The following is a 23,072-nucleotide window of genomic DNA, read 5'->3' as shown; positions in this document are numbered from 1 at the left end:
TAGGGTGTGATCAACAACACATTCTGGAGGCTGTGATGACTGTTTATTCGCGACCGGGCGCTGAGGGTGCGGCGATGTCGTTTAAGTCGCGTTATGAGAATTTCATTGGTGGGGGGTGGGTGGCTCCGGTGGGGGGCCGGTATTTCGAGAATCGCAGTCCGGTGACCGGTGAGGTGTTTTGTGAGGTTGCTCGTTCTGGTGCTGAGGATGTGGAGCTGGCGCTGGATGCTGCGCATGCGGCGGCGCCGGGGTGGGGTAGGACGTCGCCGGCACAGCGGGCGTTGGTGTTGAATCGGATTGCTGATCGGATGGAGCAGCATCTGGAGGCGATTGCTCTTGCGGAGTCGTGGGATAACGGTAAGCCGATCCGGGAGACGTTGAACGCCGATATTCCGTTGGCGGTGGATCATTTTCGGTATTTTGCGGGGGCGATTCGGGCGCAGCAGGGGTCGTTGAGTCAGATCGATGAGGACACTGTCGCGTATCACTTTCACGAGCCGTTGGGGGTGGTGGGGCAGATCATTCCGTGGAATTTCCCGATTTTGATGGCGGTGTGGAAGTTGGCGCCGGCGTTGGCGGCGGGGAATGCGATTGTGCTGAAGCCGGCTGAGCAGACGCCGGTGTCGGTGTTGTTCCTGATGGAGATCATTGGGGATTTGTTGCCGGCCGGGGTGGTCAACGTGGTCAATGGTTTTGGGGTGGAGGCCGGTAAGCCGTTGGCGTCGAGTCCGCGGATTTCGAAGATTGCGTTCACCGGGGAGACCGGTACGGGCCGGTTGATCATGGGGTATGCCACCGAGAATCTGATTCCGGTGACGTTGGAGCTCGGTGGGAAGAGTCCGAACATTTTCTTTGCCGATGTGATGGCGGCCAGTGATGACTTCTGTGACAAGGCGTTGGAGGGGTTTGCGATGTTCGCGTTGAATCAGGGGGAGGTGTGTACGTGTCCGTCGCGGTCGTTGATTCAGGCCGGTATTTTGATGATTTTGGGTTTGGCGGAGATCCGGACGAAGGAGATTCGTCAGGGTGATCCGTTGGACACCGACACGATGATCGGTGCGCAGGCGTCCAAGGAGCAGTTGGACAAGATCTTGTCGTATATCGAGATCGGTAAGAGTGAGGGTGCTCGGTTGGTGACCGGTGGTGAGCGGGCCGATCTGGGTGGTGATTTGGGTGGTGGTTACTACATCACGCCGACGGTGTTCACCGGTGATAACGGGATGCGGATTTTTCAGGAGGAGATTTTCGGTCCGGTGTTGGCGGTGACGCCGTTCGCCGATTATGACGAGGCGATTCGGATTGCCAATGACACGCCGTATGGGTTGGGGGCGGGGGTGTGGAGTCGCGATGGCGCGTTGGCGTATCGGGCGGGCCGGGATATCAAGGCGGGTCGGGTGTGGACGAACACGTATCACCAGTATCCGGCGCATGCGGCGTTCGGTGGTTATAAGCAGTCCGGTATCGGTCGGGAGAACCACCTGATGATGCTCGATCACTACCAGCAGACCAAGAACCTGTTGGTGTCCTACGCGGCCAAGGGCCAGGGCTTCTTCTGAAGCCGGCGCCGACCAATCACGAATCCCCCGAACAACAAGACTTGGAGACGATCATGACACAGACCCTGGATCCCTCGGCCGCGATGCGCGCCGCCGTCGTCACCGAATTCGGTGCGCCGCTGCAGGTTTCGGAGACCGAACTGCCAACCCCCGGCCCGGGCGAGGCGTTGGTCAAACTGGAGACCTCCGGCGTGTGCCACACCGATCTGCATGCGGCGCAAGGTGACTGGCCGGTCAAACCCAGCCCGCCGTTCATCCCCGGTCACGAGGGTTGCGGCACCGTCGTCGCGCTCGGGCCGGGCGTCGAGGACCTCGCGGTCGGCGACAAGGTCGGCAACGCCTGGCTGTGGTCGGCGTGCGGCACCTGCGAGTACTGCCGCACCGGCTGGGAGACGCTGTGCGAAAAGCAGCGCAACGGCGGCTACTCGGTGGACGGCAGTTTCGGCAGCTACATGCTGGTCAACGCGGCCTATGCGGCGCGGATCCCCGACGGCGTCGATCTGGTCGAGGTGGCGCCGATCCTGTGCGCCGGCGTGACGGTCTACAAGGGCCTGAAGGTCACCGACACCCGGCCCGGCCAGTGGGTGGCGATATCCGGTGTCGGCGGCCTGGGACACGTTGCCGTGCAATACGCCCGGGCGATGGGGCTGCGGGTGGTGGCCATCGACATCGACGACGCCAAGCTGGCCCTGGCCACTCGGCTGGGCGCCGAGGTCACGGTGAACGCCAGGACCGCCGATGTCATCGCCGAGGTGCAGCAGGCCACCGGCGGCGTGCACGGGGTGCTGGTCACCGCGGTGCATCCGCAGGCCTTCGGCCAAGCCATCGGGCTGGCCCGCCGCGGCGGCACCATCGTGTTCAACGGCCTGCCGCCGGGCGACTTCCCGGCGCCGATCTTCGACATCGTGCTCAAGGGACTGACCATTCGGGGGTCGATCGTCGGCACCCGGCAGGACATGGTCGAGGCGCTGGACTTCTATGCCCGCGGGCTGATCCACCCGATCGTCGAGACGGCGGCGCTCGAGGACATCAACGAGGTGTTCGACCGGATGAAGCGCGGTGAGATCGACGGCCGCGTCGTCATCGACTACCGGTAGCCGGCCCCGCGCTGACCTACACTCGGCGCGGTGACCATCGGCCTGATCTGCGCCATCGAGTCCGAACTGGCCGCCCTCAGCGCCGCGCTGATCGCCGAAACGCACACCGACATCGCGCACACCCGGTTCGTCGAGGGCACCCTCGACGGGCACCGGGTGGTGCTGGTGGGCGCCGGGATGGGCAAGGTCAACACCGCGGTGGTGGCCACCCTGCTGATCGAACGGTTCGGCGCCCGCGCGGTGGTGTTCACCGGGGTGGCCGGCGGCCTGCGGCCGGACCTGAACGTCGGCGACGTGGTGATCGCCGACCGCGTCATCCAATGCGACGCCGGGCGGATCGAGGACGGCCGGCTGCGGGTCTACCAGCCCGGGCACGTCGAGTTCTTCAACCCGACCGACCGGCTGGGCTACGACACCGACCCGCAGCTGCTGGCCCGGGTCCGCGAGGCGCTGTCCGGGGTGCGGCTGGACGCCCGCGTCGTCTACGACACCGTGCTGACCGGCGACCAGTACCTGCACTGCGAGGACACCCGCAACCGGTTGCACGCCGAGTTCACCGGCGCGGCCATCGAGATGGAGGGCGGCGCGCTGGCCCAGGTCTGCGAGAGCTTCGGGGTGCGCTGGCTGGTCATCCGGGCGTTGTCGGACCTGGCCGGCCGGGATTCGATCCGGGACTTCGCCGCGTTCGGGGCCGCGGTTGCGCGCACCTCGGCGGCGATCCTGCGCAGCGTGCTGCCGGTGGTTTTGACCAGCGGTGACGACGGCCGGTAAGCTCCTGCGCTGGTGTGCGTGCCCGTTCTCGGGCTGTTGGACCCGGGTCAATGTCGGTCGCCGGGATTGTCCACATCGCACCTGTTGACCGGCATCTGGAATAACCGGAGAGGTAGATCTGTGCCTACATACACGCCGAAGGCGGGTGACACCACGCGTGCGTGGTACGTCATCGACGCCACCGACGTGGTGCTCGGCCGCCTTGCCGTCACCGCAGCGGATTTGCTGCGCGGCAAGGGCAAGCCGACATTCACGCCGAACACCGATGAGGGTGACTTCGTCATCATCATCAATGCCGAGAAGATTGCCCTGTCGGGCAACAAGCTCACCAAGAAGTTTGCCTACAGCCACTCCGGTTACCCCGGCGGCCTGCGCAAGCGCACCATCGGTGAGCTGCTGGAGAAGCACCCGACCCGGGTCGTGGAGAACGCGATCGTCGGGATGCTGCCGCACAACAAGCTGTCCCGGCAGGTCCAGAAGAAGCTGAAGGTCTACGCGGGCCCCAACCACCCGCACGCGGCCCAGCAGCCCCAGGTCTACGAGATCAAGCAGGTGAGCCAGTGACCGAGATCGAAACCACCGAGGTCGTGGAGGTCGTCGAGACCCCCGAGACCGTTGAGGTGTCCACCCCGCGTGAGCCGGTCTACATCGACCGTCCGATCCAGACCGTCGGCCGCCGCAAGGAGGCCGTCGTCCGCGTCCGCCTGGTGCCCGGCACCGGCAAGTTCGAGCTGGACGGCCGCACCCTGGAGAACTACTTCCCGAACAAGGTGCACCAGCAGCTGATCAAGGCCCCGCTGGTCACCGTGGATCGGCTGGAGAGCTTCGACATCTACGCCCACCTCGATGGTGGCGGCCCGTCCGGCCAGGCCGGCGCGCTGCGGCTGGCCATCGCCCGGGCGCTGATCCTGGTGTCGCCCGAGGACCGTCCGGCGCTGAAGAAGGCCGGCTTCCTGACTCGTGACCCGCGTGCCACCGAGCGTAAGAAGTACGGCCTGAAGAAGGCCCGTAAGGCGCCGCAGTACAGCAAGCGCTGATCGACCTGTCTGTCTCCACGGGCGGGCGTGCCGCAGTCTGGCACGCCCGCCCGCGGTGTATCGCAAACCTTGAGCGAAAGGGGCGGTGGTGGCCCGACTGTTCGGCACCGACGGCGTGCGAGGCCTCGCCAACCGCGAGCTGACCGCGGAACTGGCACTGGGACTGAGCTCGGCGGCCGCCCGCCGATTGTGCGTCGGCGAGCGCCGGCGCCGCACCGCCGTCGTCGGGCGCGACCCGCGGGCCAGCGGCGAAATGCTGGAGGCCGCGGTGATCGCCGGGCTGACCAGCGAGGGCGTCGACGTGCTGCGGGTCGGCGTGCTGCCCACCCCGGCGGTCGCCTACCTGACCGGCGGCTACGACGCCGACCTTGGCGTGATGATCTCCGCCTCGCACAACCCGATGCCCGACAACGGCATCAAATTCTTCGGCCCCGGCGGCCACAAGCTCGACGACGACACCGAGGACCGGATCGAGGAGCTCTACGCCGCGGGCCCCGGAGAGCGTCCGGTCGGGGCCGGCCTCGGCCGGGTGCTGGAGGCCCCCGACGCGCTGGACCGCTACCTGCGCCACGTCGGCAAGGCGGCCACCGCGCCGCTGGACGGGCTGACGGTGGTGGTGGACTGCGCGCACGGCGCCGCGTCGGCGGCCGCGCCGGCCGCCTACCGGGCGGCGGGGGCAACGGTGCTGGCGATCAACGCCGAGCCGGACGGGCTGAACATCAACGACGGCTGCGGCTCCACCCATCTGGACGTGGTGCGGGCCGCCGTCGCGGCGCACGGCGCCGATCTGGGCCTGGCCCACGACGGCGACGCGGACCGCTGCCTGGCGGTGGACGCCGAGGGCAACATCGTCGACGGTGACCACATCATGGTGGTGCTGGCCCTGGCGATGGCCGAATCCGCCGAGCTGGCGTCGAACACCCTGGTGGCCACCGTGATGAGCAACCTGGGCCTGCACCTGGCGATGCGCGAGGCCGGCATCGAGGTCCGCACCACCGCGGTCGGTGACCGCTACGTGCTGGAGGAACTGCGCGGCGGCTTCAGCCTCGGCGGTGAGCAGTCCGGGCACATCGTGCTGCCGGCATTCGGCACCACCGGCGACGGCATCGTCACCGGGCTGCGGCTGATGTCGCGGATGGCGGCCACCGGCCGTTCGCTGGCGCAGTTGGCCGCCGCAATGCGGACCCTGCCGCAGATCCTGATCAACGTGGCCGTCGCGGACAAGGCGACGGTCGCGGCCGCCCCCGAGGTGGCTGCGGCGGTGGCCGCCGCGGTGGCCGAGCTCGGCGACACCGGCCGGATCCTGCTGCGGCCCTCGGGCACCGAACCGCTGGTCCGGGTGATGGTCGAGGCCGCCGATGCCGACACCGCCGACCGGCTGGCGCGGCGGGTGGCCGACGCCGTCGCCGCGCACGGCTGAGGGGAACCGCCGGCGGGTTCGCCGCGTCAAAAGCGGGTATGGGAATTCCCGCCGGGACATCGGTTGACCTTGCCGCGGTCGACGCGGTGGCCGGGCGGTTCAACGCGCTGGCCGCTGGGCTCGCCGAGTGCGGGCGAAATGGTTTGTCGCGCCTGCTGTTTGACGGTGTGACGGCCGGCCGCGCACATCTGGCGGCGGGCCAGGGGGTACGCCGGGCCGTCGACCCGCTGGCCGCGGAGCTGGCCGCCTGGGCGCTGGCGGCCGCCGAGATCGGGGCCGGACTGTCCTGCGGGGCGCGGCGGTATCGCGACGCCGAGGCCGCCGCCGCGGCCGGACTGCGCTGAGCCGTGGCCGCCCGCTACGACGTCGCGGCCCGGCTGGCCGAGGGCCGCGAAGCGATCGAGGAGATCGGCGGATACGTGTGGGCCGCGCACCTGCGCGGGTTCCAGCATCCCGATCTGACCCTGCATCCGGGCCAGGTCCGGGACTGGTACGCCACCGAGGACGGCCTGGACCTGGCCGCATTGGACGCCGATTGCGCGACGCTGCGCGCGCTGGGGGAGCGGGCCGCCGAGGCGCTGCGCGACGGCGGCGAGCAGCGCCGGGCACTGGCCGCGGCGTGGGCCGGTGGTTCCGGCGGCGCCGCCCAGGGTTTCCTGGACCGGCACCTGGCCGCGGCCGAGCTGGTGTGCGGTCGGTTGCGCGGTGCGCTGCGCTGCTACGGCGGGCTGCGGGACCGACTGTGGGAGGCGGTGGACGCGAAGGTGTCCGCGGTGGCGGCGGTGCTGGGCGCGGCCGCCGGGCGGCGCGCCGACTGGCGGGCCGCGAGCGCTGCCGTGATCGCCGGCGGCACCGACGAAGCGGTGCTGCGGACCGTCGACGACGAGGTCAAACCCTTTGTTGTCCAGCATGTTTGCGGCGAGTGGCTGTCGGCGATGCGGACCGCGCTGGGCGCGGTCGACGAGGCCTGCCGCGGCGCGGCGGCCGAGCTGGCCGCCGCGCCGCCGGCATTTTTTGAGGTGCCCGGCGACCTGGTGCCGCCTCCGCCGATGGCTCTGGCCGGCCCGGGGATGGCGCCGCCGGCGGGCTCGGCAGCCGGTGCCCCGCCGCCCGGTGAGCCGCTCGGCGCACCGCCGCTCGGCGCCGAGCCGGTTCCGCCACCCACAACGGCTCCCACAACGCCTCCGGCAACGGTTCCCGCGGCGGCCGCGGTTCCGCCGCCCGCCCCGGATCCGGGTTTTGCCGCGCCGCCGAGCCCGGCGGGCTCCGGTGGGTCCCCGCTACCCGGATTGGGCATCCCGGATTTGGGCATCCCCGACTTCGGCGTCCCGGAGTCCGGCAGCCCCGATTTCGGGGCACTCGAAGATGTCGGCCCCGTCGATGAACCGGGCCCCGACGCCAACGAAGCTGAGCCCGAAGACGCTGAGCCCGAAGAAGCTGAGCCCGAAGAAGCTGAGCCCGAAGACGCTGAGCCTGAAGACGCTGAGCCCGAAGACGCCGATGACCCCGGCCCCGATGACGCCGATCCTGAAGACCCCGACGCCGATGACTCCGAGCCCGCAGACCCCGACGCCGCAGACCCCGAATCCGCCGCCGAGCCCGTGCTCGCGGAGCCGGAGGTTACCGCCGACCCGCCGGCCACCCCCTGTGAGATCGCTGCCGACGCGCTGCCCCAGGTGGGCGCCTGAACTGCGGGATTCAGCCGCGCAGCAGCGCGACGAACTTCTCCTCCGGCCCGGCCGGCGCCAGCTCGGGTGCCGGGGCGGAGGTCTTGGGCAGTTCGGCCTCGGCGTCGGCGAACGTCCGGTACTGCTTGTCGCCGGTCAGGGTGTAGAGCAGGTAGCCGGTCAGCAGGCCGCGGACGGCGCTCTGGGTCCGCCGGTCGGTGCCCGGCAGCCCGGCGAACCGGTGCAGCCGTCGTCCCGACGCCAGCCCACCCGGCGCGGCTTTGTCGACGATCCGCAGCGTCGCGCCCGGCCAGGCCGCCGCCAGCTGCAGCGAGTTCGCGGTGATGCTGAGCTCGTCGCCCGGCGCGCCGAACACCACGCCCGGGGTCCGCAGCGTCGCCGCCGGGGCGACCGCGTCGGGCTTGGTCACCGACGGGAAGACGGCGGCCGCGGTGCGCAGCCGGGACCCGAGCCCGGCGGTGGCGAACACCGCCGCCGATGCGCCGAAACCGTGCCCGGCCGCGGCCAGCTTGGCCGGGTCGACGCTGATCTTTCCGGGACCGAGCCGCACCCCGCAGATGATGTCCAGGGTGCTGCCCAGGTCGTGCGCCAGGTTCAGCACCGAGGGCACCGGCCCGGTCTCGGTCGCCGGTGCGGCCGCCACGATGCCCCAGGACGCCAGATGTTCGAGCAGTCCGGCGTATCCGGCGACGGGTGTGATCCAATCGTGGCCGAAGGCCAGCCCGGGCAGTCCGAAGCCGGATTCCGGGGTGTACACGATCCCCGGAACACCGGCAAAGGCCAGGTCACCGCGCAGAATGCGGTGCGGTCCGCGGTGGGTGAGCCGGGCGAGGAGTCCCTTGGGTCTGGCCACCCGATGAACCTAGCTCACCGTCGGCGACAGCGGGTGATGTGGGACTCTGCACTACCCTGGTCAGTCATGTGCGGAATCGTCGGCTACGTCGGGCCCAGACCGGCCTGTGGCATCGTCGTCGATGCGCTGCGCCGGATGGAATACCGCGGTTATGACTCCTCGGGCCTGGCCCTGGTGGACCCCGAGCAGGGTCTGGTGGTGCGGCGTCGCGCCGGTCGGCTGGCCAACCTGGAGGAGGAGCTGGCCGGCACCGATCCGGCGGAACTGGCGGGTACCACCGGTGTCGGGCACACCCGCTGGGCCACCCACGGCCGGCCCACCGACCGCAACGCCCACCCGCATCGGGACGCCTCCGGCCGGTTCGCCGTCGTGCACAACGGCATCATCGAGAACTTCGCGCCGCTGCGCGCCGAACTGGAGGACGACGGCGTCGAGTTCTCCAGCGACACCGACACCGAGGTGGCCGTGCACCTGGTCGCCCGCGCCTACCGCACCGGGGAGACCGCCGGGGACTTCGTCGCCTCGGTGCTGGCGGTGCTGCGCCGGCTGGAGGGCCACTTCACCCTGGTCTTCGCCAGCGCCGACGATCCCGGCACCATCGTGGCCGCGCGGCGGTCCACCCCGCTGGTGGTCGGGGTCGGAGACGGGGAGATGTTCATCGGCTCGGACGTGGCGGCGTTCATCGAGCACACCCGCGACGCCATCGAACTCGGCCAGGACACCGCCGTGGTGCTGCGCGCCGACGGCGCCGAGATCCTGGACTTCGACGGCAACGACTCCTCGGACCGGTCCCGGCTGTTTCACATCGACTGGGACCTGTCGGCCGCGCAGAAGGGCGGCTTCGACTACTTCATGCTCAAGGAGATCGCCGAGCAGCCGGCCGCCGTCGGCGACACCCTGCTGGGGCACTTCGCCGACAACCGGGTGATCCTCGACGAGCAGCGGCTCTCCGATCAGGAACTGCGCGACATCGACAAGGTGTTCGTGGTGGCCTGCGGGACCGCCTACCACGCGGGTCTGGTCGCCAAGTACGCCATCGAGCATTGGACCCGGCTGCCGGTCGAGGTCGAGTTGGCCAGCGAGTTCCGCTACCGGGACCCGGTGCTGGACCGCGGCACCCTGGTGGTGGCGGTGTCGCAGTCCGGCGAGACCGCCGACACCCTGGAGGCCGTCCGGCACGCCAAGGATCAGAAGGCCAAGGTGCTGGCGATCTGCAACACCAACGGCAGCCAGATCCCGCGGGAGTGCGACGCGGTGCTCTACACCCGGGCCGGGCCGGAGATCGGCGTCGCGGCCACCAAGACCTTCCTCGCCCAGATCGTGGCGGCGTACCTGGTCGGGCTGGCGCTGGCCCAGGCCCGCGGCACCAAGTACCCCGACGAGGTGGCCCGCGAGTACCGCGAGCTGGAGGCGATGCCCGACCTCGTCGGGCGGGTGATCGACCGGATGGATCCGGTCACCGAGCTGGCCCAGCGCTTCGCCGCGTCCCCGACGGTGCTGTTCCTGGGGCGGCACGTCGGTTACCCGGTGGCGCTGGAGGGTGCGCTCAAGCTCAAGGAGCTGGCCTACATGCACGCCGAGGGGTTCGCCGCCGGCGAGCTCAAGCACGGCCCGATCGCGCTGATCGAGGACGATCTGCCGGTGATCGTGGTGATGCCCTCGCCCAAGGGCGCGCCGCTGCTGCACTCCAAGCTGCTTAGCAACATCCGCGAGATCCAGGCCCGCGGCGCGGTCACCATCGTCATCGCCGAGGAGGGCGACGAGACGGTGCGCCCGTACGCCGACCACCTGATCGAGCTGCCCGCGGTGTCGACGCTGCTGCAGCCGTTGCTGGCGACCATCCCGCTGCAGGTCTTCGCGGCCTCGGTGGCCCGGGCCCGCGGCTACGACGTCGACAAGCCGCGGAACCTGGCCAAGAGCGTCACCGTCGAGTAGCGCGCGGGCGACGGAGCGGGGCGACGGAGGAGCCCCAGCGCAGGAGTCCGTGGCGCGGATCGGCGCGGGGATGCCGTCGAGTAGGAGTCCGCGGCGGAGCCTGCACAAATGGGGTGAAATTCAGGGGTCCAAGTGGATTATCCAGATGAGTCCGCTCCCAGCGGACATCTGTGCAGACCCGGGCGTGATCGCGCGGTGACTCAGCCCATCCCCGGCATGCCGTTGGGCCCGATCGTCGGCGGCGGCATGAAGCACGGCGGTATTCCCGGGGCGTACGGCGGGGTGCAGGGCTGCGGGGTGCACGGCGAGCCGTTGTAGTACGACACCATTCCCGGCGGGCAGACCTGGGTGATCGGCATGATGCACGGCGGCATCATGCCCTGCTGAAACGGCGGCTGGCAGGGCTGCGGCGTGCACTGATTGCCGTCGAAGCCGGACACCTGATTCGGCGGGCAGATCGGGATCGGGTTGTCGGCGGTCGCTGTCGGCAGCATCGGGGAGATCAGCCCGTACGGCGCCACCAGCGCCGCCGCGAACAGCCACCGAAGGTTCCTCGCCATGCCGCAACCATAGCGGCCGCGCCGTGGCGGACACTGAACCGATGACGTCCACGGTGCTCGGGCCGACCCTGCTGGTGGTCTGCGCGGTGCTGGCGCTGCTGGCGGCGCTGGTCTACCGGCTGGCCGACCTGGGGCCATGGTGGGTGGTGCCGAGCGCCTCGGTGCGGGCCGCGGTGCAGCTGGCGGCGGTGGCGGTGGTGTTGACGGCCGCGATGGCGCGGCTGTGGTCGTCGCTGCTGATTCTGCTGGTGATGTTCAGCGTGGCCGCGGCGACGGCGGCGCGGCGCAGCAGGGCCGCGCGCGGCTCCTGGTGGTTGGCGGCGCCGATTGCGCTCGGGCTGGCATCGGTGCTGCCGCTGCTGCTGGTCACCGACCTGGTGCCGCTGACCGGCGTCGCGCTGGTGCCGATCACCGGAATCCTGTTGGGCGGCACCATGACCGCGGTCAGCCTGGCGGCCCGCCGGGCGCTGGACGCGCTGGGTACCGGCGTGGGAGAGGTGGAGGCGGCGCTGAGCCTGGGGTTCCTGGAGCGCGAGGCGCGGCTGCTGGTCATCCGGGAGTCGGCTCCGGATGCGCTGCTGCCGAGCGTGGATCAGGCGCGAACCGCCGGGCTGGTCACCCTGCCGGGCGCCTTTGTCGGGGTGTTGTTGAGCACCGGGTCGGCCGCCCAGGCCGGCGCCGTTCAGGTGCTGGTGCTGGTCGGGCTGCTGCTGGCGCAGAGCTGCGCGGTCGCGGTGACCATCGAGCTGGTCGCGCACGGCCGGCTCGTCAGGCCCGACCCGGCACGCCGGGGCTGATCCGCGTGCCATTCTGGTCCTCATGCGGCACTACTACTGCGCCCAACAGATCCGCGCGGCCGAGGCCCCGCTGCTGGCCGCCCTGCCCGACGGGGCGCTGATGCGCCGGGCCGCCTGGCCGCTGGCGGTCGCGATCGCCGCCGAACTGCGCCGCCGCACCGGTGCGGTGGCCGGCCGGCGGGTGTGCGCGGTGGTGGGCTCCGGCGACAACGGCGGCGACGCGCTGTGGGCGGCAACCTTCCTGCGCCGCCGCGGCGCGGCCGCCGACGCGGTGCTGCTCAACCCCGACCGCGCCCACCGCGCGGCGCTGGCCGCGTTCCGGGCGGCTGGCGGGCGAATCGTTGAAAGTATCCTGCCCGCAACCGATTTGGTGATCGACGGGGTGGTCGGCATCGGCGCGACCGGTCCGCTGCGGCCGGCCGCGGCGGAACTCTTCGCGGCCAACACCGCCCCGGTCGTCGCCGTCGACACCCCCAGCGGCGTGCACGTCGAGACCGGCGAAATCACCGGCCCCGCGGTGCGTCCGGCACTCACGGTGACCTTCGGCGGCCTGAAACCGGTGCATGCGCTGGCCGACTGCGGCCGGGTCGAACTCGTCGACATCGGCCTGGAGCTGCCCGAGTCTGACCTGCGCGGCATGCAGGCCGCCGACGTCGCCGCCCGCTGGCCGGTTCCCGGCCGCGCCGACGACAAGTACACCCAGGGGGTCACCGGGGTGCTGGCCGGTTCGGCGACGTACCCGGGCGCGGCGATCCTGTGCGCCGGCGCCGCCGTCGCGAGCCACTCGGGCATGGTGCGCTACGCCGGCCCGGCCGCCGCGGAGGTGGTGTCGCACTGGCCGGAGACCATCGCGGTCGCCGATCACCGCGCCGCCGGCCGGGTGCAGGCTTGGGTGGTCGGGCCGGGGCTGGGCACCGGCCACGACGCGTCGGCGGTGCTGCGCTTCGCGCTGGCCACCGACCTGCCGGTGCTCGTCGACGCCGACGCGCTGACCGTGCTGGCCGCTCACCCCGAGCTGGTCGCCGACCGCGCGGCGCCCACCCTGCTGACCCCGCACGCCGGGGAGTTCGCCCGGCTGGCCGGGCGGCCGCCCGGGCCCGACCGCCTCGGCGCCGCCCGCGCCCTGGCCGCCCGCCTCGGCGCCACGGTGCTGCTCAAGGGCAATGTCACCGTGATCGCCGGCCCGGACGGCCCGGCCTACCTGAACCCCGCGGGGAACTCCTGGGCGGCCACCGCCGGCTCCGGCGACGTGCTCAGCGGCGTCATCGGCGCGCTGCTGGCCGCCGGGCTGCCGGTGGCCGAGGCGGCCGCCGCGGGCGCGTTCGTGCATTCGGCGGCCGCCGATCTGGCCGCGAAAGACCCCGGCCCGGCGGCGGTCCCGATTTCCGCCACGCGGATACTCGGCCACCTGCGAGCGGCGCTGGCGACAATTCTGTAGACAGGACACCATGCCGTACATCTCGCAGTCCTCGATCACCCCGGCCTACACCGGCCGGATGTCCGTCGCCCCGATCCCCGCGCTCCGGTTGCCCGACGAGTCGATGGACCCCGGCCAGGTGTACCGGTTCGTCCACGACGAGCTGATGCTCGACGGCAGCTCGCGGCAGAACCTGGCCACCTTCGTGACCACCTGGATGGATCCCGAGGCCGAGCAGTTGATGGCCGAAACCTTCGACAAGAACATGATCGACAAGGACGAGTACCCGATCACCGCTGCGATTGAGCAGCGCTGCGTGTGCATGGTGGCCGACCTGTTCCACGCCGAGGACCTGCGGGACGACGACCCGTCCAGCGCGGTCGGGGCGTCCACCGTGGGCTCCAGCGAGGCGGTGATGCTCGGTGGGCTGGCGATGAAGTGGCAGTGGCGCCGGCGGTTTGAGGCCCGGCACGGCAAGGACGCCTGGCGCGGCCGGACCCCGAACCTGGTGCTGGGCTCCAACGTTCAGGTGGTGTGGGAGAAGTTCTGCCGTTACTTCGACGTCGAGGCGCGCTACCTGCCGATGGCCGAAGGCCGCTACACCATCACCCCCGAGCAGGTGGTCGAGGCGGTCGACGAGGACACCATCGGCGTGGTCGCGATCCTGGGCACCACCTACACCGGTGAGCTGGAACCGGTCGCCGAGATCTGCGCCGCGCTGGACGCGCTGGCCGAAAAGCGGCCCGAGTGCGACATTCCGGTGCACGTCGACGCGGCCAGCGGCGGTTTTGTCGTGCCGTTCCTGCAGCCCGAGCGGGTGTGGGACTTCCGGCTGCCCCGGGTGGTCTCGATCAACGTCAGCGGCCACAAGTACGGGCTGACCTATCCGGGGATCGGGTTCGTGGTGTGGCGCAACGCCGACGCGTTGCCCGAGGATCTGATCTTCCGGGTGAACTACCTCGGCGGGGAGATGCCGACGTTCACGCTGAACTTCTCCCGGTCCGGCAACCAGGTGGTGGGCCAGTACTACAACTTTCTGCGACTGGGCCGCGACGGCTACACCACGGTGATGCGGACGCTGCGGCAGATCGCGCAGTGGCTGGCCCGCGAGCTCGCGGAGATGTCCCGCTTCGAGGTCATCAGCGACGGCACCGAGCTGCCGGTGCTGGCCTTCCGGCTGATCGGCGACCCCGGGTACACGGTGTTCGACGTCTCGGCCGGGCTGCGCCAGTACGGCTGGCAGGTGCCGGCCTACACCATGCCCGCCGACGCCACCGACGTCGCGGTGCTGCGGATCGTGGTCCGCGAGGGCTTCTCGATGAACCTGGCCCGGGCCATGCGCGACGACATTGTCGAGGTGCTGGCCAAGCTGGACCGGCTGCGCCCGGGTGGGTTTGCCACGGAGGAGCATTTCGCCCACTGAGGGCGGGCCTGGGACAATGGCGGGCGGTGATGACTGAACCCGCCCCGAGCAGGGCCCCCGCTGACCCGTCGGTGACCCCGACGGTCCTTGTCGACCTCGACGCAATCGCCGCGAACGTCGCCGTGCTGCGCGATTCCGCCGGATCGGCGCAGGTCATGGCGGTGGTGAAGGCCGACGGCTACGGACACGGCGCCGCCGCGGTGGCCCGGGTGGCGCTGGCCGCCGGGGCCGCCGAGCTGGGCGTTGCCACCGTCGGGGAGGCGCTGGCGCTGCGCGCCGACGGCGTCGACGCCCCGTTGCTGGCCTGGCTGCACCCGCCGGGCACCGATTTCGGTCCGGCGCTGCTCGCCGGGATCGGGCTGGGCGTCAGCTCACGGCGCCAGCTCGGTGAGGTGCTCGACGCCGCCGAGCGCACCGGACAGACCGCCGCGGTCACCGTCAAGGCCGACACCGGCCTGAACCGCTCCGGGGTCCCCGCCGAGGACTTCGACGCGCTGATCGACGACCTCGGCCGCGCGGCGGCCGCCGGGGCGGTGCGGGTGGACGGCCTGATGTCGCACCTGGCCTGCGCCGACGAGCCCGGGCACCCCGCCAACGACGCGCAGGCCGGGTTGCTCGCCGACCTGCGGGCCGCCGCCGAGCGCCGCGGGGTGCGGTTCCGGGTCGCGCACCTGGCCAATTCGGCGGCCACCCTGACCCGCCCGGACCTGGCCTTCGACGTGGTCCGCCCGGGCATCGCGGTGTACGGGCTCAACCCGGTGCCGCGGTACAGCGACGCGCCGCTGACCCCGGCGATGACGCTGAGCGCCCCGGTGACGATGGTCAAACGGGTCCGCGCCGGCGCGGGGGTGTCCTACGGGCACACCTGGACCGCCGAGCGTGACACCACCGTCGCGCTGATCCCGCTCGGCTACGCAGACGGGGTGTTCCGCGCGCTCAGCGGTCGGCTGCAGGTCGCCATCAACGGGCGGCGCTACCCGAACGTGGGCCGGATCTGCATGGACCAGTTCGTGGTGGACCTGGGCCCCGGGACGGTCGATGTCACCGAGGGCGACGCGGCGCTGCTGTTCGGCCCCGGCTCCGCCGGTGAGGCCACCGCCACCGATGTCGCCGAGCTGATCGACACCATCGACTACGAGGTGGTCACCAGCCCGCGCGGCCGGGTGACCCGCCGGTATCGGGGCGGTGCCCGATGAAGGACACCCGCAACAACCGGCGCTGGCTGGCCGGCGCGGCCGGCATCGGCACGGTCGGGACGGTGGCCGGCATGTCCACCGCCCGGGCGGTGGCCCGGCGCCGCGGCCGGGATCCGCACCGCGGCGAGGACTTTGGCGTGTTCGACGCCGACCGCAGCTGCGTGGTGACCACCCCCGACGGGGTGGACCTGCAGATCCGCGAGGTCGGGCCTGCCGACGCCCGGGTCACCGTGGTGTTTTCGCACGGCTTCTGTAACAGCATGCGCGCCTACCACTTTCAGCGCCGCGACATGGTCGAGATGTGGGGCGAGCAGGTCCGGATGGTGTTCTACGACCAGCGCGGCCACGGCGAATCCACCGCCGGGGACCCGGCCAGCTACTCCATCGACCAGCTCGGCCGGGACCTGGAGACGGTGCTGAAACTGCTGACGCCGCGCGGTTCGGTGGTGCTGGTCGGCCATTCGATGGGCGGCATGACCGTGCTGTCGCATGCCCGTCAGCACCCGGAGCGCTACGGCACCACCATCTCCGGTGCCGCGATCATCTCCTCGGCCGCCCAGGGCCTGTCCCGGTCCCCGCTCGGGGAGATCCTGCAGAACCCGGCGCTGGAGGCGGCCCGGTTCACCGCCCGCTACGCGCCCGGGGTGATCCAGCGGGGCCGCGGCCTGGCCCGGTCGGTGCTGGCCCCGGTGCTGCAGGCCGCCTCGTTCGGCAACGACGAGGTCAGCCCTACGGTGGCCCGGTACAACGACGGGATCATCCATCGCACCCCGGTGCCGACCATGGTCGGCTTCCTGCACGCGCTGAGCGTGCACGACGAGGTCGACGGCCTGCCCGCGCTGGCCCGGGTGCCGGTGCTGATCGCCTGCGGCTCCGCGGATGTGCTGACCACCCCGGAGCACTCCCTGGAGATGGCCGCCGAACTGCCCGGCGCCGAACTGCTGATCGTCGGCGACGCCGGCCACATGGTGCAGTTGGAGGAGCCCGAGGTGATCAACGACGCGCTGCAGCGGCTGGTGGTCCGGGCCACCCCGAACCGGATGGTCGCGCTGACCCGCCGGGTGCGCTACCGGCTGCGGACCCGTGGCTGAACCCGCGCGGATCCCCGACGGGTCGGCGGTGCTGGACACCGCCGAGGACACCCTGGTGCTGGGCGCCCGGATCGGCGCCGGCCTGTCCGCCGGCGACGTGGTGGTGCTGGCCGGGCCGCTGGGAGCCGGAAAGACCATGCTGACCAAGGGCATTGCCGCGGGCATGGACGTCGACGGCCCGGTCACCTCGCCGACCTACGTGCTGGCCCGGGTGCATCCCGCCCGCCGGGCCGGCGCACCCGACCTGGTGCACGTCGACGTCTACCGACTGCTGGACCACGCCACCGATCTGCTCGGCGAATTGGATTCGCTGGACCTGGACACCGACCTGGAGGAGGCCGTCGTGGTGGTCGAGTGGGGCGAGGGCCTGGCCGAGCGGCTCTCCGAGCGGCACCTCGATGTCCGGCTGGACCGGGCCGTCGACTCCGAGACCCGCACCGCGGTGTGGAGCTGGGGGGCACCGCGATGAGCCGCGTGGTGCTCGCCCTGGACACCGCCACCCCGGCGGTGACCGCGGGGCTGATCCGGCTCGGCGGCGCGCGGCCCGAGCTGCTGGCCGAGCGGATCACCGTGGACCCCCGCGCGCACGCCGAGCGGCTGACCCCGAATGTGCTTGCCGCGCTGGCGGATGCGCAGCTGGAGATGGCGGCGCTGGCCGCGGTGGTGGTCGGCTGCGGGCCGGGGCCGTTCACCGGGCTGCGGGTCGGGATGGCCACCGCCGCGGCATTCGGTCAGGCGCTCGGCATCCCGGTGCACGGGGTGTGCAGCCTGGACGCGATCGCCGCGGGAACCTCGGGACAGCTGCTGGTGGTCACCGACGCGCGCCGGCGCGAGGTGTACTGGGCGCGTTACCGCGACGGAGTCCGGACCGGCGGGCCGGGCGTCAGCGCGCCCGCCGACGTCGCGGTGGACGGCGTGGCCGCGGTGGCCGGACCGGCCGCGGTCGCCGCGCAGTTCGGCCTCCCGGTGATCGACCGGGAGTACCCGTCGGCGCTGGGACTTGTTGGCGCGGTGCCGGATTGGGCTGCCGAACCGGAGCCGCTGGTGCCGCTGTACCTGCGCCGCCCGGATGCCCGGACGCTGGCGGAGCGGGGGCTGGCGTGACCGATCCGCAGCCCGGCGTCGTCGTGCTGGACGCCCTGACCCGCGCCGACGGCGCGCGCTGCGGCGAACTGGAGGCGCTGCTGTTTCCCGGCGACGACCCGTGGCCGGCGCGGGCGTTCGTCGAGCAACTCGGTGCACCGCAGAACCATTACGTCGCCGCGCGGCTGGACGGCCGGCTGGTCGGCTACGCCGGGGCGGCCCGGCTGGGCGTGCGGCCGCCGTTCGAGTACGAGGTGCACACCATCGGCGTGGATCCGGCGCAGCAGGGCCGCGGCATCGGGCGGCGGCTGCTGGCCGACCTGCTGGCGTTCGCCGCCGACGGGCCCACCTTCCTGGAGGTCCGCACCGACAACGCGGCGGCCCTGGCGCTCTACCAGAGCGTCGGGTTCGTCACGGTCGGAGTGCGCAAGCGGTACTACCCGGGCAGCCGGGCCGATGCGTTCACCATGCGCCGCGATCCCGAGGAGACCACATGACCGTGCGACGGGGCACCACCGTGCTGGCCATCGAAAGTTCCTGCGACGAAACCGGTGTCGGGATCGCCGAACTCGACGCCGACGGCGGAATCACCCTGCTGGCCGATGAGGTGGCCTCCAGCGTCGACGAGCACACCCGTTACGGCGGGGTGGTGCCCGAGATCGCCTCGCGGGCGCACCTGGAGGCGCTCGGGCCGACGATGCGCCGGGCGCTGGACACCGCCGGGATCGACCGGCCCGACGTCGTCGCGACCACGATCGGCCCGGGCCTGGCCGGGGCGCTGCTGGTCGGGGTCGCCGCGGCGAAGGCCTACGCCGCCGCCTGGGGCGTGCCGTTCTACGCCGTCAACCACCTCGGCGGGCATTTGGCCGCCGACGTCTACGCGCACGGGCCGCTGCCGGAATGCGTTGCGCTGCTGGTATCCGGTGGGCACACCCACCTGCTGCACGTCCGGTCGCTGGGGGAGCCGATCGTCGAGCTCGGCAGCACGGTGGACGACGCGGCGGGGGAGGCCTACGACAAGGTGGCCCGGCTGCTGGGCCTGGGCTACCCGGGCGGCCGGGTGCTCGACGAGTTGGCCCGCACCGGCGACCCGGGCGCGATCGTGTTCCCGCGCGGGATGACCGGGCCGCGCGATGACCCGTACGTGTTCAGCTTCTCCGGGCTCAAGACCGCGGTGGCCCGCTACCTGGAGGCCAACCCCGACGCATCGCCGGCCGACATCGCCGCCGGCTTTCAGGAATCCGTCGCCGATGTGTTGACCCGCAAGGCGGTTCGCGCGGCGACCGATCTCGGGGTCGGCACGCTGCTGATCGGCGGCGGGGTGGCCGCCAACTCGCGGCTGCGGGAGCTGGCCGAACAGCGTTGCGCGGCAGCAGGATTAACGCTGCGGGTGCCCCCGCCGCGGCTGTGCACCGACAACGGCGGGATGATCGCGGCGTTCGCCGCGCAGCTGCTGGCCGCCGGGGCCGCGCCGTCACCGTTGACGGTGGCCAGCGACCCGGGGCTGCCGATCGTCGCGAGCCAGGTGTCATGAGCGACGCCGCGGCGATCACCGAACTGCTCTATCGCTACGCCGAACTCATCGACGACGGGGACTTCGACGGGGTCGGCGTGCTGCTGGGCCGCGGCACCTTCATGGGGGTGGCCGGTGCGGCCGCGATTGGGGAACTGTTCGCCGCGACCACCCGTCGTCACCCGGATTCCGGCGGCACCCCGCGGACCCGGCACCTGGTGCTCAACCCGATCGTGCAGGTTGACGGGGACCGGGCGACCGCGCGCTCGACGTTCTGTGTGGTGCAGCGGACCGAGACGCTGCCGTTGCAGCCCATTGTGGTCGGGCGGTACCGGGACGCCTTTGCCCGCGACGCCGACGGCTGGTACTTCACCGAGCGCATTGTCCAGGTGGAGATGGTCGGCGACGTGTCCGAGCATCTGCTGATGGACCTCGGCTGAGCTCAGCGGCGCGCGCGCAGCGCGGCCAGCGCGACCTCCGCGGCATTGGCGCCGCACATCCCGTGTGCCCCGGGCCCCGGCGGGGTGGCCGCCGAGCAGAGATACCGCCCGGGCGTGCCGAGCGCGTACGGCCGCAACGTGACCCGCGGACCGAACACCAGCTGCCGGATGTCCTTGGCCCCGGTGAGAATGTCTCCGCCCACGTAATTGGCGTTGTAGCAGGACATTTCGGTCGTTGAGCGGGTGCGGTAGCCGACGATCCGATCGCGGAAGCCGGGGGCGAACCGTTCGATCTGGGCGATGATCGCCTCGGTGGCGTCGCCGGTGTACCCGTGCGGGACGTGCGCATAGGACCACAGCGGGTGCACGTCGCCCACCGAGCGCGCTGGGTCGGCGAGGTACTGCTGGCCGACCAGCACGAAGGGCCGCTGCGGCATCTGCCCCGCGTTCACCGCGCGCTCGGTGGCGGCGATCTCGGCGTAGTCGCCGCCCAGGTGCACGGTCCCGGCCCGGGCGGCGGCCGGATGGGTCCACGGCACCGGCCCGTCGACGGCGAAGTCCACCTTGAAGGCGCCCGGGCCGTACCGGAACCGGGCCAGCGCCCGGGAGATCCGGGACGGCAACCGGTCGCCGAGGATGTCTGCCACGGCGGTGGGAGCCAGGTCGAACATGGTGATGTCGGCCGGCGGCAACTGATCGGCGGAGTCGACGCGCACCCCGGTCTCGATGGTGCCGCCCAGGTCGGCGAGCTTGGCGGCCAGCGCGGCGGTGATGGCCTGCGAGCCGCCGGCGGCCACCGCCCAGCCGTGCCGGTGCCCGGCGGTCAGGATGCCCAGCCCGATCGCCGAGGTCAGCGGCAGGTGCAGCGGCCGGAACGCGTGCGCGGCGACGCCGCCGAACAGCGCGCGGGCGGCCTCGGTGCGGAACACCCGGGCCAGCGCGGATGCCGGCAGCACCGTCGGCACGCCGAATCGGGCCAGCGTCAGCGGGTGCGCCGGAATGTGCAGCAGGGGCCGGGTGATGTCCTGCGCCAGGGTGTCGTAGCTGGCCGACGGCCCGTCGAACAACGCTCGCCAGCGCGCGCCGTCGCGGCCGAGGCCGGCCGCGGTCTGCTCGACCGACCGGTGCAGCACCCCGGCCGAGCCGTCGTCGAGCGGGTGGACGCAGTCGATCTCGGGCCAGCGCCAACTCAGCCCGTAGCGCTCCAGGTCCAGGCCGGTCAGGAACGCCGAGCCGACGGCCATCGGATGGATGGCCGAGCAGTCATCGTGCAGCAGGCCGGGCACGATCGCTTCGCCGGACCGGGTGCCGCCGCCGATCGTCGGGGCCGCCTCCAACACGGTGACCGTCATGCCCGCCGCGGCCAGGGTGACGGCGGCGGCCAGGCCGTTGGGCCCGGCGCCGACCACGACGGCGGTGTTCATACCCGTGACGCTACGTCAGAAGGGTGGTGGGTCGTGGTAGTCCGGTGGTGGGGTGCGGTTTTCGGCTTTGGCTTTGGCGATGATGGCGGCGCGTTCGGTGGCGGCTTGGGCGGCGTTGGCGGCGCGTTCGGTGGTGATGTGTTGGGCGCGGGTTTTGCTGCGGGGTTGTTTTCGGGTGGGCATCATCACGGTGGCGCCGGGGCTGCGGGTTTTTCGGGTGGGTGGTCGTGGTGGTGGGGCTGGCCCGGTGGTGGTGTTCCAGTCGGGGAACAGGAGGTGGCTCAGTGGTTTTTGGGTGTAGCTGTGGCCGGTGGGGGTGGTGATGGTGAGGGTGCCGTCGGGGGTCATGGTGTCGGTCCAGCCGGGCCAGAAGGTTTTGAGTAGGTGGTGCAGTCGGCAGCGGGGTCCGAGGTTGGCGGGGTGGGTGGGTCCGCCGTTGTTGCGGGCGATGATGTGGTCGAGGTCGCAGTCGGTGGCGGGGCGGTCGCAGCCGGGGTGGCGGCAGGTGATGTCGCGGGAGCGGATGAACTCGTCGAGTCGGGCGGAGGGCCGGTAGCGGGGTTCGGCGGGGCCGGTGGGGGTGGTGACGGTGCGGATGCGGGCGCCGTGGGCGATGAGGTCGGCCAGCAGTGGGGCGGGGATGGTGGCTCCGGAGCGGCCCGGGACGATGCCCGAGGGTGCGGGGGTGCCGGGCTCGGGGCGCAGTTCGGTGCTGTTGTTCCCGCGGGTGGTGCGGGGGTTTTTGCCGGTGCCGTGGATGGAGGTGCGGGCGGCTCGGGCCAGTGCCGCGGGGGTGGCGGTGGCGGCGTTGGCCAGGATGTGGATGGTGATGTGGGTGGCGGGGTGGGGCCCGGTTTTGGCGGTGCAGTCGGGGTCCTCGCAGGCGCAGGTGAGGTGGTCGGTGTGGGCGGCCAGGGCGCCGAGGGCGTCGGCGCGGCGTTGGGCCAGGGTGCGGGGGTCGTCGTCGCAGACGCTTTTGGCCATGGCGGTCAGGGTGGCGTCGAGCAGGGCGGCGTCGGGGGTGGCGAGTCGGCCGTAGAGGGCGGTCAGGCCGTCGCGGTCGGTGCGGGGGTCGCCGATGGTGATGTCGCGGCTGCGGATGGTGGTGCGGGCGCGGCGGACGGCGTCGGGGTCGTGGCGGTCGACGATGGTGTCGATGGCCTGGTCGAGTTTGTAGTTCGACAGTGGGCCCCAACTGGTGGCGGCGTCGGCGAGGTCGGTGTCGACCTGGGTCAGGGCGGTGGGGTCGTTGATCAGGGCGGTGCGGTGGGCGATGGTGGTGGCGGTGGCCGCGGTGATGTGGCCGCCGAGTAGTAGGGCGCCGATGGCGGGGAGTCGGTCGCGTAGGGCCAGGCCGGTGTCCATCAGGTTCATTGCGCGGCCGTGGTGCAGGGTCAGGGCGGCGGCGATTTCGGCGGCGGCGTTGTCCCAGTCGTCGCAGCCCCAGGAGGGGTGTAGGGCTTGGTCGCAGCGGCGGTGGGCGAATTCGGCCAGGGCGGCCAGGCGCCGGGCTTCTATCGCGGCGGTGATGCGGGTGGCGTCGGTGATGGTGTCGATCAGGGCGGCGTCGTCCAGGGCGGTGAGTTCCCCGGGGTCGTACACCGTTGATTCGAACATACTGTCTAATCTACGCCCGGTTTGCGACACTCGCCAGGGCAAATCCACCCGTATCGAATAATTGTTCGATAAGATTTTCGGCCGCCTTGGCGGGATGGGCCGGTGCCGTTCGCCCACAGCGAGCATCGCCGATTCCGCACAGCCCTGCCCTTGA

23 protein-coding genes are annotated in these 23,072 nt (G+C 71.6%); 19 read left to right on the top strand and 4 right to left on the bottom strand.

The genetic code is table 11. From position 1 onward, the window contains the following. The first annotated feature begins 35 nt into the window (after positions 1-35). The 8 genes from exaC (at position 36) to G6N10_RS10120 (ending at position 7,569) form a co-directional block, all read left to right on the top strand. Entirely contained in the window at positions 36-1,556 is a 1,521-nt protein-coding gene (exaC, locus tag G6N10_RS10155) for an acetaldehyde dehydrogenase ExaC (RefSeq protein WP_163742377.1), read from the top strand. 53 nt (positions 1,557-1,609) lie between these two features. Continuing rightward, the gene (adhP, locus tag G6N10_RS10150; RefSeq protein WP_085092590.1) at positions 1,610-2,653 is read left to right on the top strand and encodes an alcohol dehydrogenase AdhP; all 1,044 of its coding nucleotides are present in this window, start codon (positions 1,610-1,612) and stop codon (positions 2,651-2,653) included. A 30-nt stretch (positions 2,654-2,683) separates the two neighbouring features. Further along, a complete protein-coding gene (locus tag G6N10_RS10145) occupies positions 2,684-3,424 on the top strand; it encodes a 5'-methylthioadenosine/adenosylhomocysteine nucleosidase (protein ID WP_085092560.1) in 741 nt (246 codons plus the stop codon). Positions 3,425-3,544: 120 nt separating this feature from the next. Beyond that, positions 3,545-3,988, top strand: coding sequence for a 50S ribosomal protein L13 (gene rplM, locus G6N10_RS10140; RefSeq protein WP_085092559.1), 444 nt, complete (start codon positions 3,545-3,547; stop codon positions 3,986-3,988). Beyond that, entirely contained in the window at positions 3,985-4,461 is a 477-nt protein-coding gene (rpsI, locus tag G6N10_RS10135) for a 30S ribosomal protein S9 (protein ID WP_407663977.1), read from the top strand. Before rplM ends, rpsI begins: the two co-directional genes overlap by 4 nt. Before the next feature lie 88 nt (positions 4,462-4,549). After that, on the top strand, positions 4,550-5,881 hold the full coding sequence (glmM, locus tag G6N10_RS10130; RefSeq protein ID WP_085092588.1) for a phosphoglucosamine mutase: 1,332 nt from the start codon (positions 4,550-4,552) through the stop codon (positions 5,879-5,881). Between the two features lie 38 nt (positions 5,882-5,919). Next, positions 5,920-6,225: a hypothetical protein gene (locus G6N10_RS10125; RefSeq protein ID WP_085092558.1), complete on the top strand. Its 306-nt coding sequence runs from the start codon at positions 5,920-5,922 to the stop codon at positions 6,223-6,225. Between the two features lie 3 nt (positions 6,226-6,228). Further along, a complete protein-coding gene (locus G6N10_RS10120; RefSeq protein WP_085092557.1) occupies positions 6,229-7,569 on the top strand; it encodes a hypothetical protein in 1,341 nt (446 codons plus the stop codon). Positions 7,570-7,579: 10 nt separating this feature from the next. On the opposite strand, the gene G6N10_RS10115 is transcribed toward G6N10_RS10120, so the two are convergent. Next, a complete protein-coding gene (locus G6N10_RS10115; RefSeq protein WP_085092587.1) occupies positions 7,580-8,422 on the bottom strand; it encodes a dienelactone hydrolase family protein in 843 nt (280 codons plus the stop codon). A gap of 66 nt (positions 8,423-8,488) precedes the next feature. Here G6N10_RS10115 and glmS point away from each other — a divergent pair, with 66 nt between their 5' ends. Then, positions 8,489-10,357, top strand: coding sequence for a glutamine--fructose-6-phosphate transaminase (isomerizing) (gene glmS / locus G6N10_RS10110; protein WP_085092586.1), 1,869 nt, complete (start codon positions 8,489-8,491; stop codon positions 10,355-10,357). A 200-nt stretch (positions 10,358-10,557) separates the two neighbouring features. Here glmS and G6N10_RS10105 read toward each other — a convergent pair whose 3' ends face one another. Continuing rightward, positions 10,558-10,917 (bottom strand): hypothetical protein, encoded by a 360-nt coding sequence (locus G6N10_RS10105; RefSeq protein ID WP_085092556.1) that lies wholly within the window; start codon positions 10,915-10,917, stop codon positions 10,558-10,560. 41 nt (positions 10,918-10,958) lie between these two features. On the opposite strand from G6N10_RS10105, the gene G6N10_RS10100 reads away from it, so the two are divergent. The 10 genes from G6N10_RS10100 to G6N10_RS10055 are packed head-to-tail and all read left to right on the top strand — an operon-like array spanning position 10,959 to position 19,877. Beyond that, on the top strand, positions 10,959-11,714 hold the full coding sequence (locus G6N10_RS10100; protein WP_085092555.1) for an ABC transporter permease: 756 nt from the start codon (positions 10,959-10,961) through the stop codon (positions 11,712-11,714). 22 nt (positions 11,715-11,736) lie between these two features. Then, on the top strand, positions 11,737-13,152 hold the full coding sequence (locus G6N10_RS10095) for an NAD(P)H-hydrate dehydratase (protein ID WP_085092554.1): 1,416 nt from the start codon (positions 11,737-11,739) through the stop codon (positions 13,150-13,152). Positions 13,153-13,162: 10 nt separating this feature from the next. Continuing rightward, positions 13,163-14,554, top strand: coding sequence for a glutamate decarboxylase (locus G6N10_RS10090; RefSeq protein ID WP_085092553.1), 1,392 nt, complete (start codon positions 13,163-13,165; stop codon positions 14,552-14,554). Positions 14,555-14,583: 29 nt separating this feature from the next. After that, positions 14,584-15,750: an alanine racemase gene (gene alr, locus G6N10_RS10085; protein ID WP_085092552.1), complete on the top strand. Its 1,167-nt coding sequence runs from the start codon at positions 14,584-14,586 to the stop codon at positions 15,748-15,750. After that, on the top strand, positions 15,747-16,841 hold the full coding sequence (locus G6N10_RS10080) for an alpha/beta fold hydrolase (RefSeq protein WP_085092551.1): 1,095 nt from the start codon (positions 15,747-15,749) through the stop codon (positions 16,839-16,841). Before alr ends, G6N10_RS10080 begins: the two co-directional genes overlap by 4 nt. Further along, complete coding sequence (gene tsaE / locus G6N10_RS10075; RefSeq protein WP_234810402.1) at positions 16,834-17,310, top strand: tRNA (adenosine(37)-N6)-threonylcarbamoyltransferase complex ATPase subunit type 1 TsaE; 477 nt, start codon at positions 16,834-16,836, stop codon at positions 17,308-17,310. The genes G6N10_RS10080 and tsaE overlap by 8 nt, the downstream gene beginning before the upstream one ends. Next, positions 17,307-17,945 (top strand): tRNA (adenosine(37)-N6)-threonylcarbamoyltransferase complex dimerization subunit type 1 TsaB, encoded by a 639-nt coding sequence (tsaB, locus tag G6N10_RS20410; RefSeq protein ID WP_109750365.1) that lies wholly within the window; start codon positions 17,307-17,309, stop codon positions 17,943-17,945. Before tsaE ends, tsaB begins: the two co-directional genes overlap by 4 nt. Continuing rightward, a complete protein-coding gene (rimI, locus tag G6N10_RS20405; protein WP_109750362.1) occupies positions 17,942-18,421 on the top strand; it encodes a ribosomal protein S18-alanine N-acetyltransferase in 480 nt (159 codons plus the stop codon). Before tsaB ends, rimI begins: the two co-directional genes overlap by 4 nt. Then, positions 18,418-19,458 carry a tRNA (adenosine(37)-N6)-threonylcarbamoyltransferase complex transferase subunit TsaD gene (tsaD, locus tag G6N10_RS10060; RefSeq protein WP_085092550.1) on the top strand — a complete coding sequence of 347 codons (1,041 nt, stop codon included), beginning with the start codon at positions 18,418-18,420 and terminating at the stop codon, positions 19,456-19,458. Before rimI ends, tsaD begins: the two co-directional genes overlap by 4 nt. Then, positions 19,455-19,877 carry a nuclear transport factor 2 family protein gene (locus G6N10_RS10055; RefSeq protein WP_085092549.1) on the top strand — a complete coding sequence of 141 codons (423 nt, stop codon included), beginning with the start codon at positions 19,455-19,457 and terminating at the stop codon, positions 19,875-19,877. The genes tsaD and G6N10_RS10055 overlap by 4 nt, the downstream gene beginning before the upstream one ends. 2 nt (positions 19,878-19,879) lie before the next feature. Here G6N10_RS10055 and G6N10_RS10050 read toward each other — a convergent pair whose 3' ends face one another. Beyond that, a complete protein-coding gene (locus tag G6N10_RS10050) occupies positions 19,880-21,301 on the bottom strand; it encodes a phytoene desaturase family protein (protein WP_085092548.1) in 1,422 nt (473 codons plus the stop codon). Positions 21,302-21,316: 15 nt separating this feature from the next. Next, positions 21,317-22,918, bottom strand: a complete 1,602-nt coding sequence (locus G6N10_RS10045; RefSeq protein WP_163742372.1) for an HNH endonuclease signature motif containing protein — start codon at positions 22,916-22,918, stop codon at positions 21,317-21,319. Positions 22,919-23,072: the final 154 nt, after the last annotated feature.

This window comes from Mycolicibacterium fallax (assembly GCF_010726955.1).
GTDB classification, from domain to species: domain Bacteria; phylum Actinomycetota; class Actinomycetes; order Mycobacteriales; family Mycobacteriaceae; genus Mycobacterium; species Mycobacterium fallax.
The sequence above is the reverse complement of the archived record's forward strand: the minus strand, read 5'-3'. Positions and strand labels throughout refer to the sequence as shown.

Excerpts from the sequence above, each read along its gene's own strand:
- tsaD (WP_085092550.1), top strand. The coding sequence starts at position 18,418 with ATGACCGTGCGACGGGGCACCACCGTGCTGGCCATCGAAAGTTCCTGC.
- adhP (WP_085092590.1), top strand. The coding sequence starts at position 1,610 with ATGACACAGACCCTGGATCCCTCGGCCGCGATGCGCGCCGCCGTCGTC.
- G6N10_RS10105 (WP_085092556.1), bottom strand. The coding sequence starts at position 10,917 with ATGGCGAGGAACCTTCGGTGGCTGTTCGCGGCGGCGCTGGTGGCGCCG.
- G6N10_RS10080 (WP_085092551.1), top strand. The coding sequence starts at position 15,747 with ATGAAGGACACCCGCAACAACCGGCGCTGGCTGGCCGGCGCGGCCGGC.
- G6N10_RS10045 (WP_163742372.1), bottom strand. The coding sequence starts at position 22,918 with ATGTTCGAATCAACGGTGTACGACCCCGGGGAACTCACCGCCCTGGAC.
- G6N10_RS10090 (WP_085092553.1), top strand. The coding sequence starts at position 13,163 with ATGCCGTACATCTCGCAGTCCTCGATCACCCCGGCCTACACCGGCCGG.
- glmS (WP_085092586.1), top strand. The coding sequence starts at position 8,489 with ATGTGCGGAATCGTCGGCTACGTCGGGCCCAGACCGGCCTGTGGCATC.
- G6N10_RS10100 (WP_085092555.1), top strand. The coding sequence starts at position 10,959 with ATGACGTCCACGGTGCTCGGGCCGACCCTGCTGGTGGTCTGCGCGGTG.
- exaC (WP_163742377.1), top strand. The coding sequence starts at position 36 with ATGACTGTTTATTCGCGACCGGGCGCTGAGGGTGCGGCGATGTCGTTT.
- G6N10_RS10125 (WP_085092558.1), top strand. The coding sequence starts at position 5,920 with ATGGGAATTCCCGCCGGGACATCGGTTGACCTTGCCGCGGTCGACGCG.
- tsaB (WP_109750365.1), top strand. The coding sequence starts at position 17,307 with ATGAGCCGCGTGGTGCTCGCCCTGGACACCGCCACCCCGGCGGTGACC.
- G6N10_RS10050 (WP_085092548.1), bottom strand. The coding sequence starts at position 21,301 with ATGAACACCGCCGTCGTGGTCGGCGCCGGGCCCAACGGCCTGGCCGCC.
- alr (WP_085092552.1), top strand. The coding sequence starts at position 14,584 with ATGACTGAACCCGCCCCGAGCAGGGCCCCCGCTGACCCGTCGGTGACC.
- G6N10_RS10055 (WP_085092549.1), top strand. The coding sequence starts at position 19,455 with ATGAGCGACGCCGCGGCGATCACCGAACTGCTCTATCGCTACGCCGAA.
- G6N10_RS10095 (WP_085092554.1), top strand. The coding sequence starts at position 11,737 with ATGCGGCACTACTACTGCGCCCAACAGATCCGCGCGGCCGAGGCCCCG.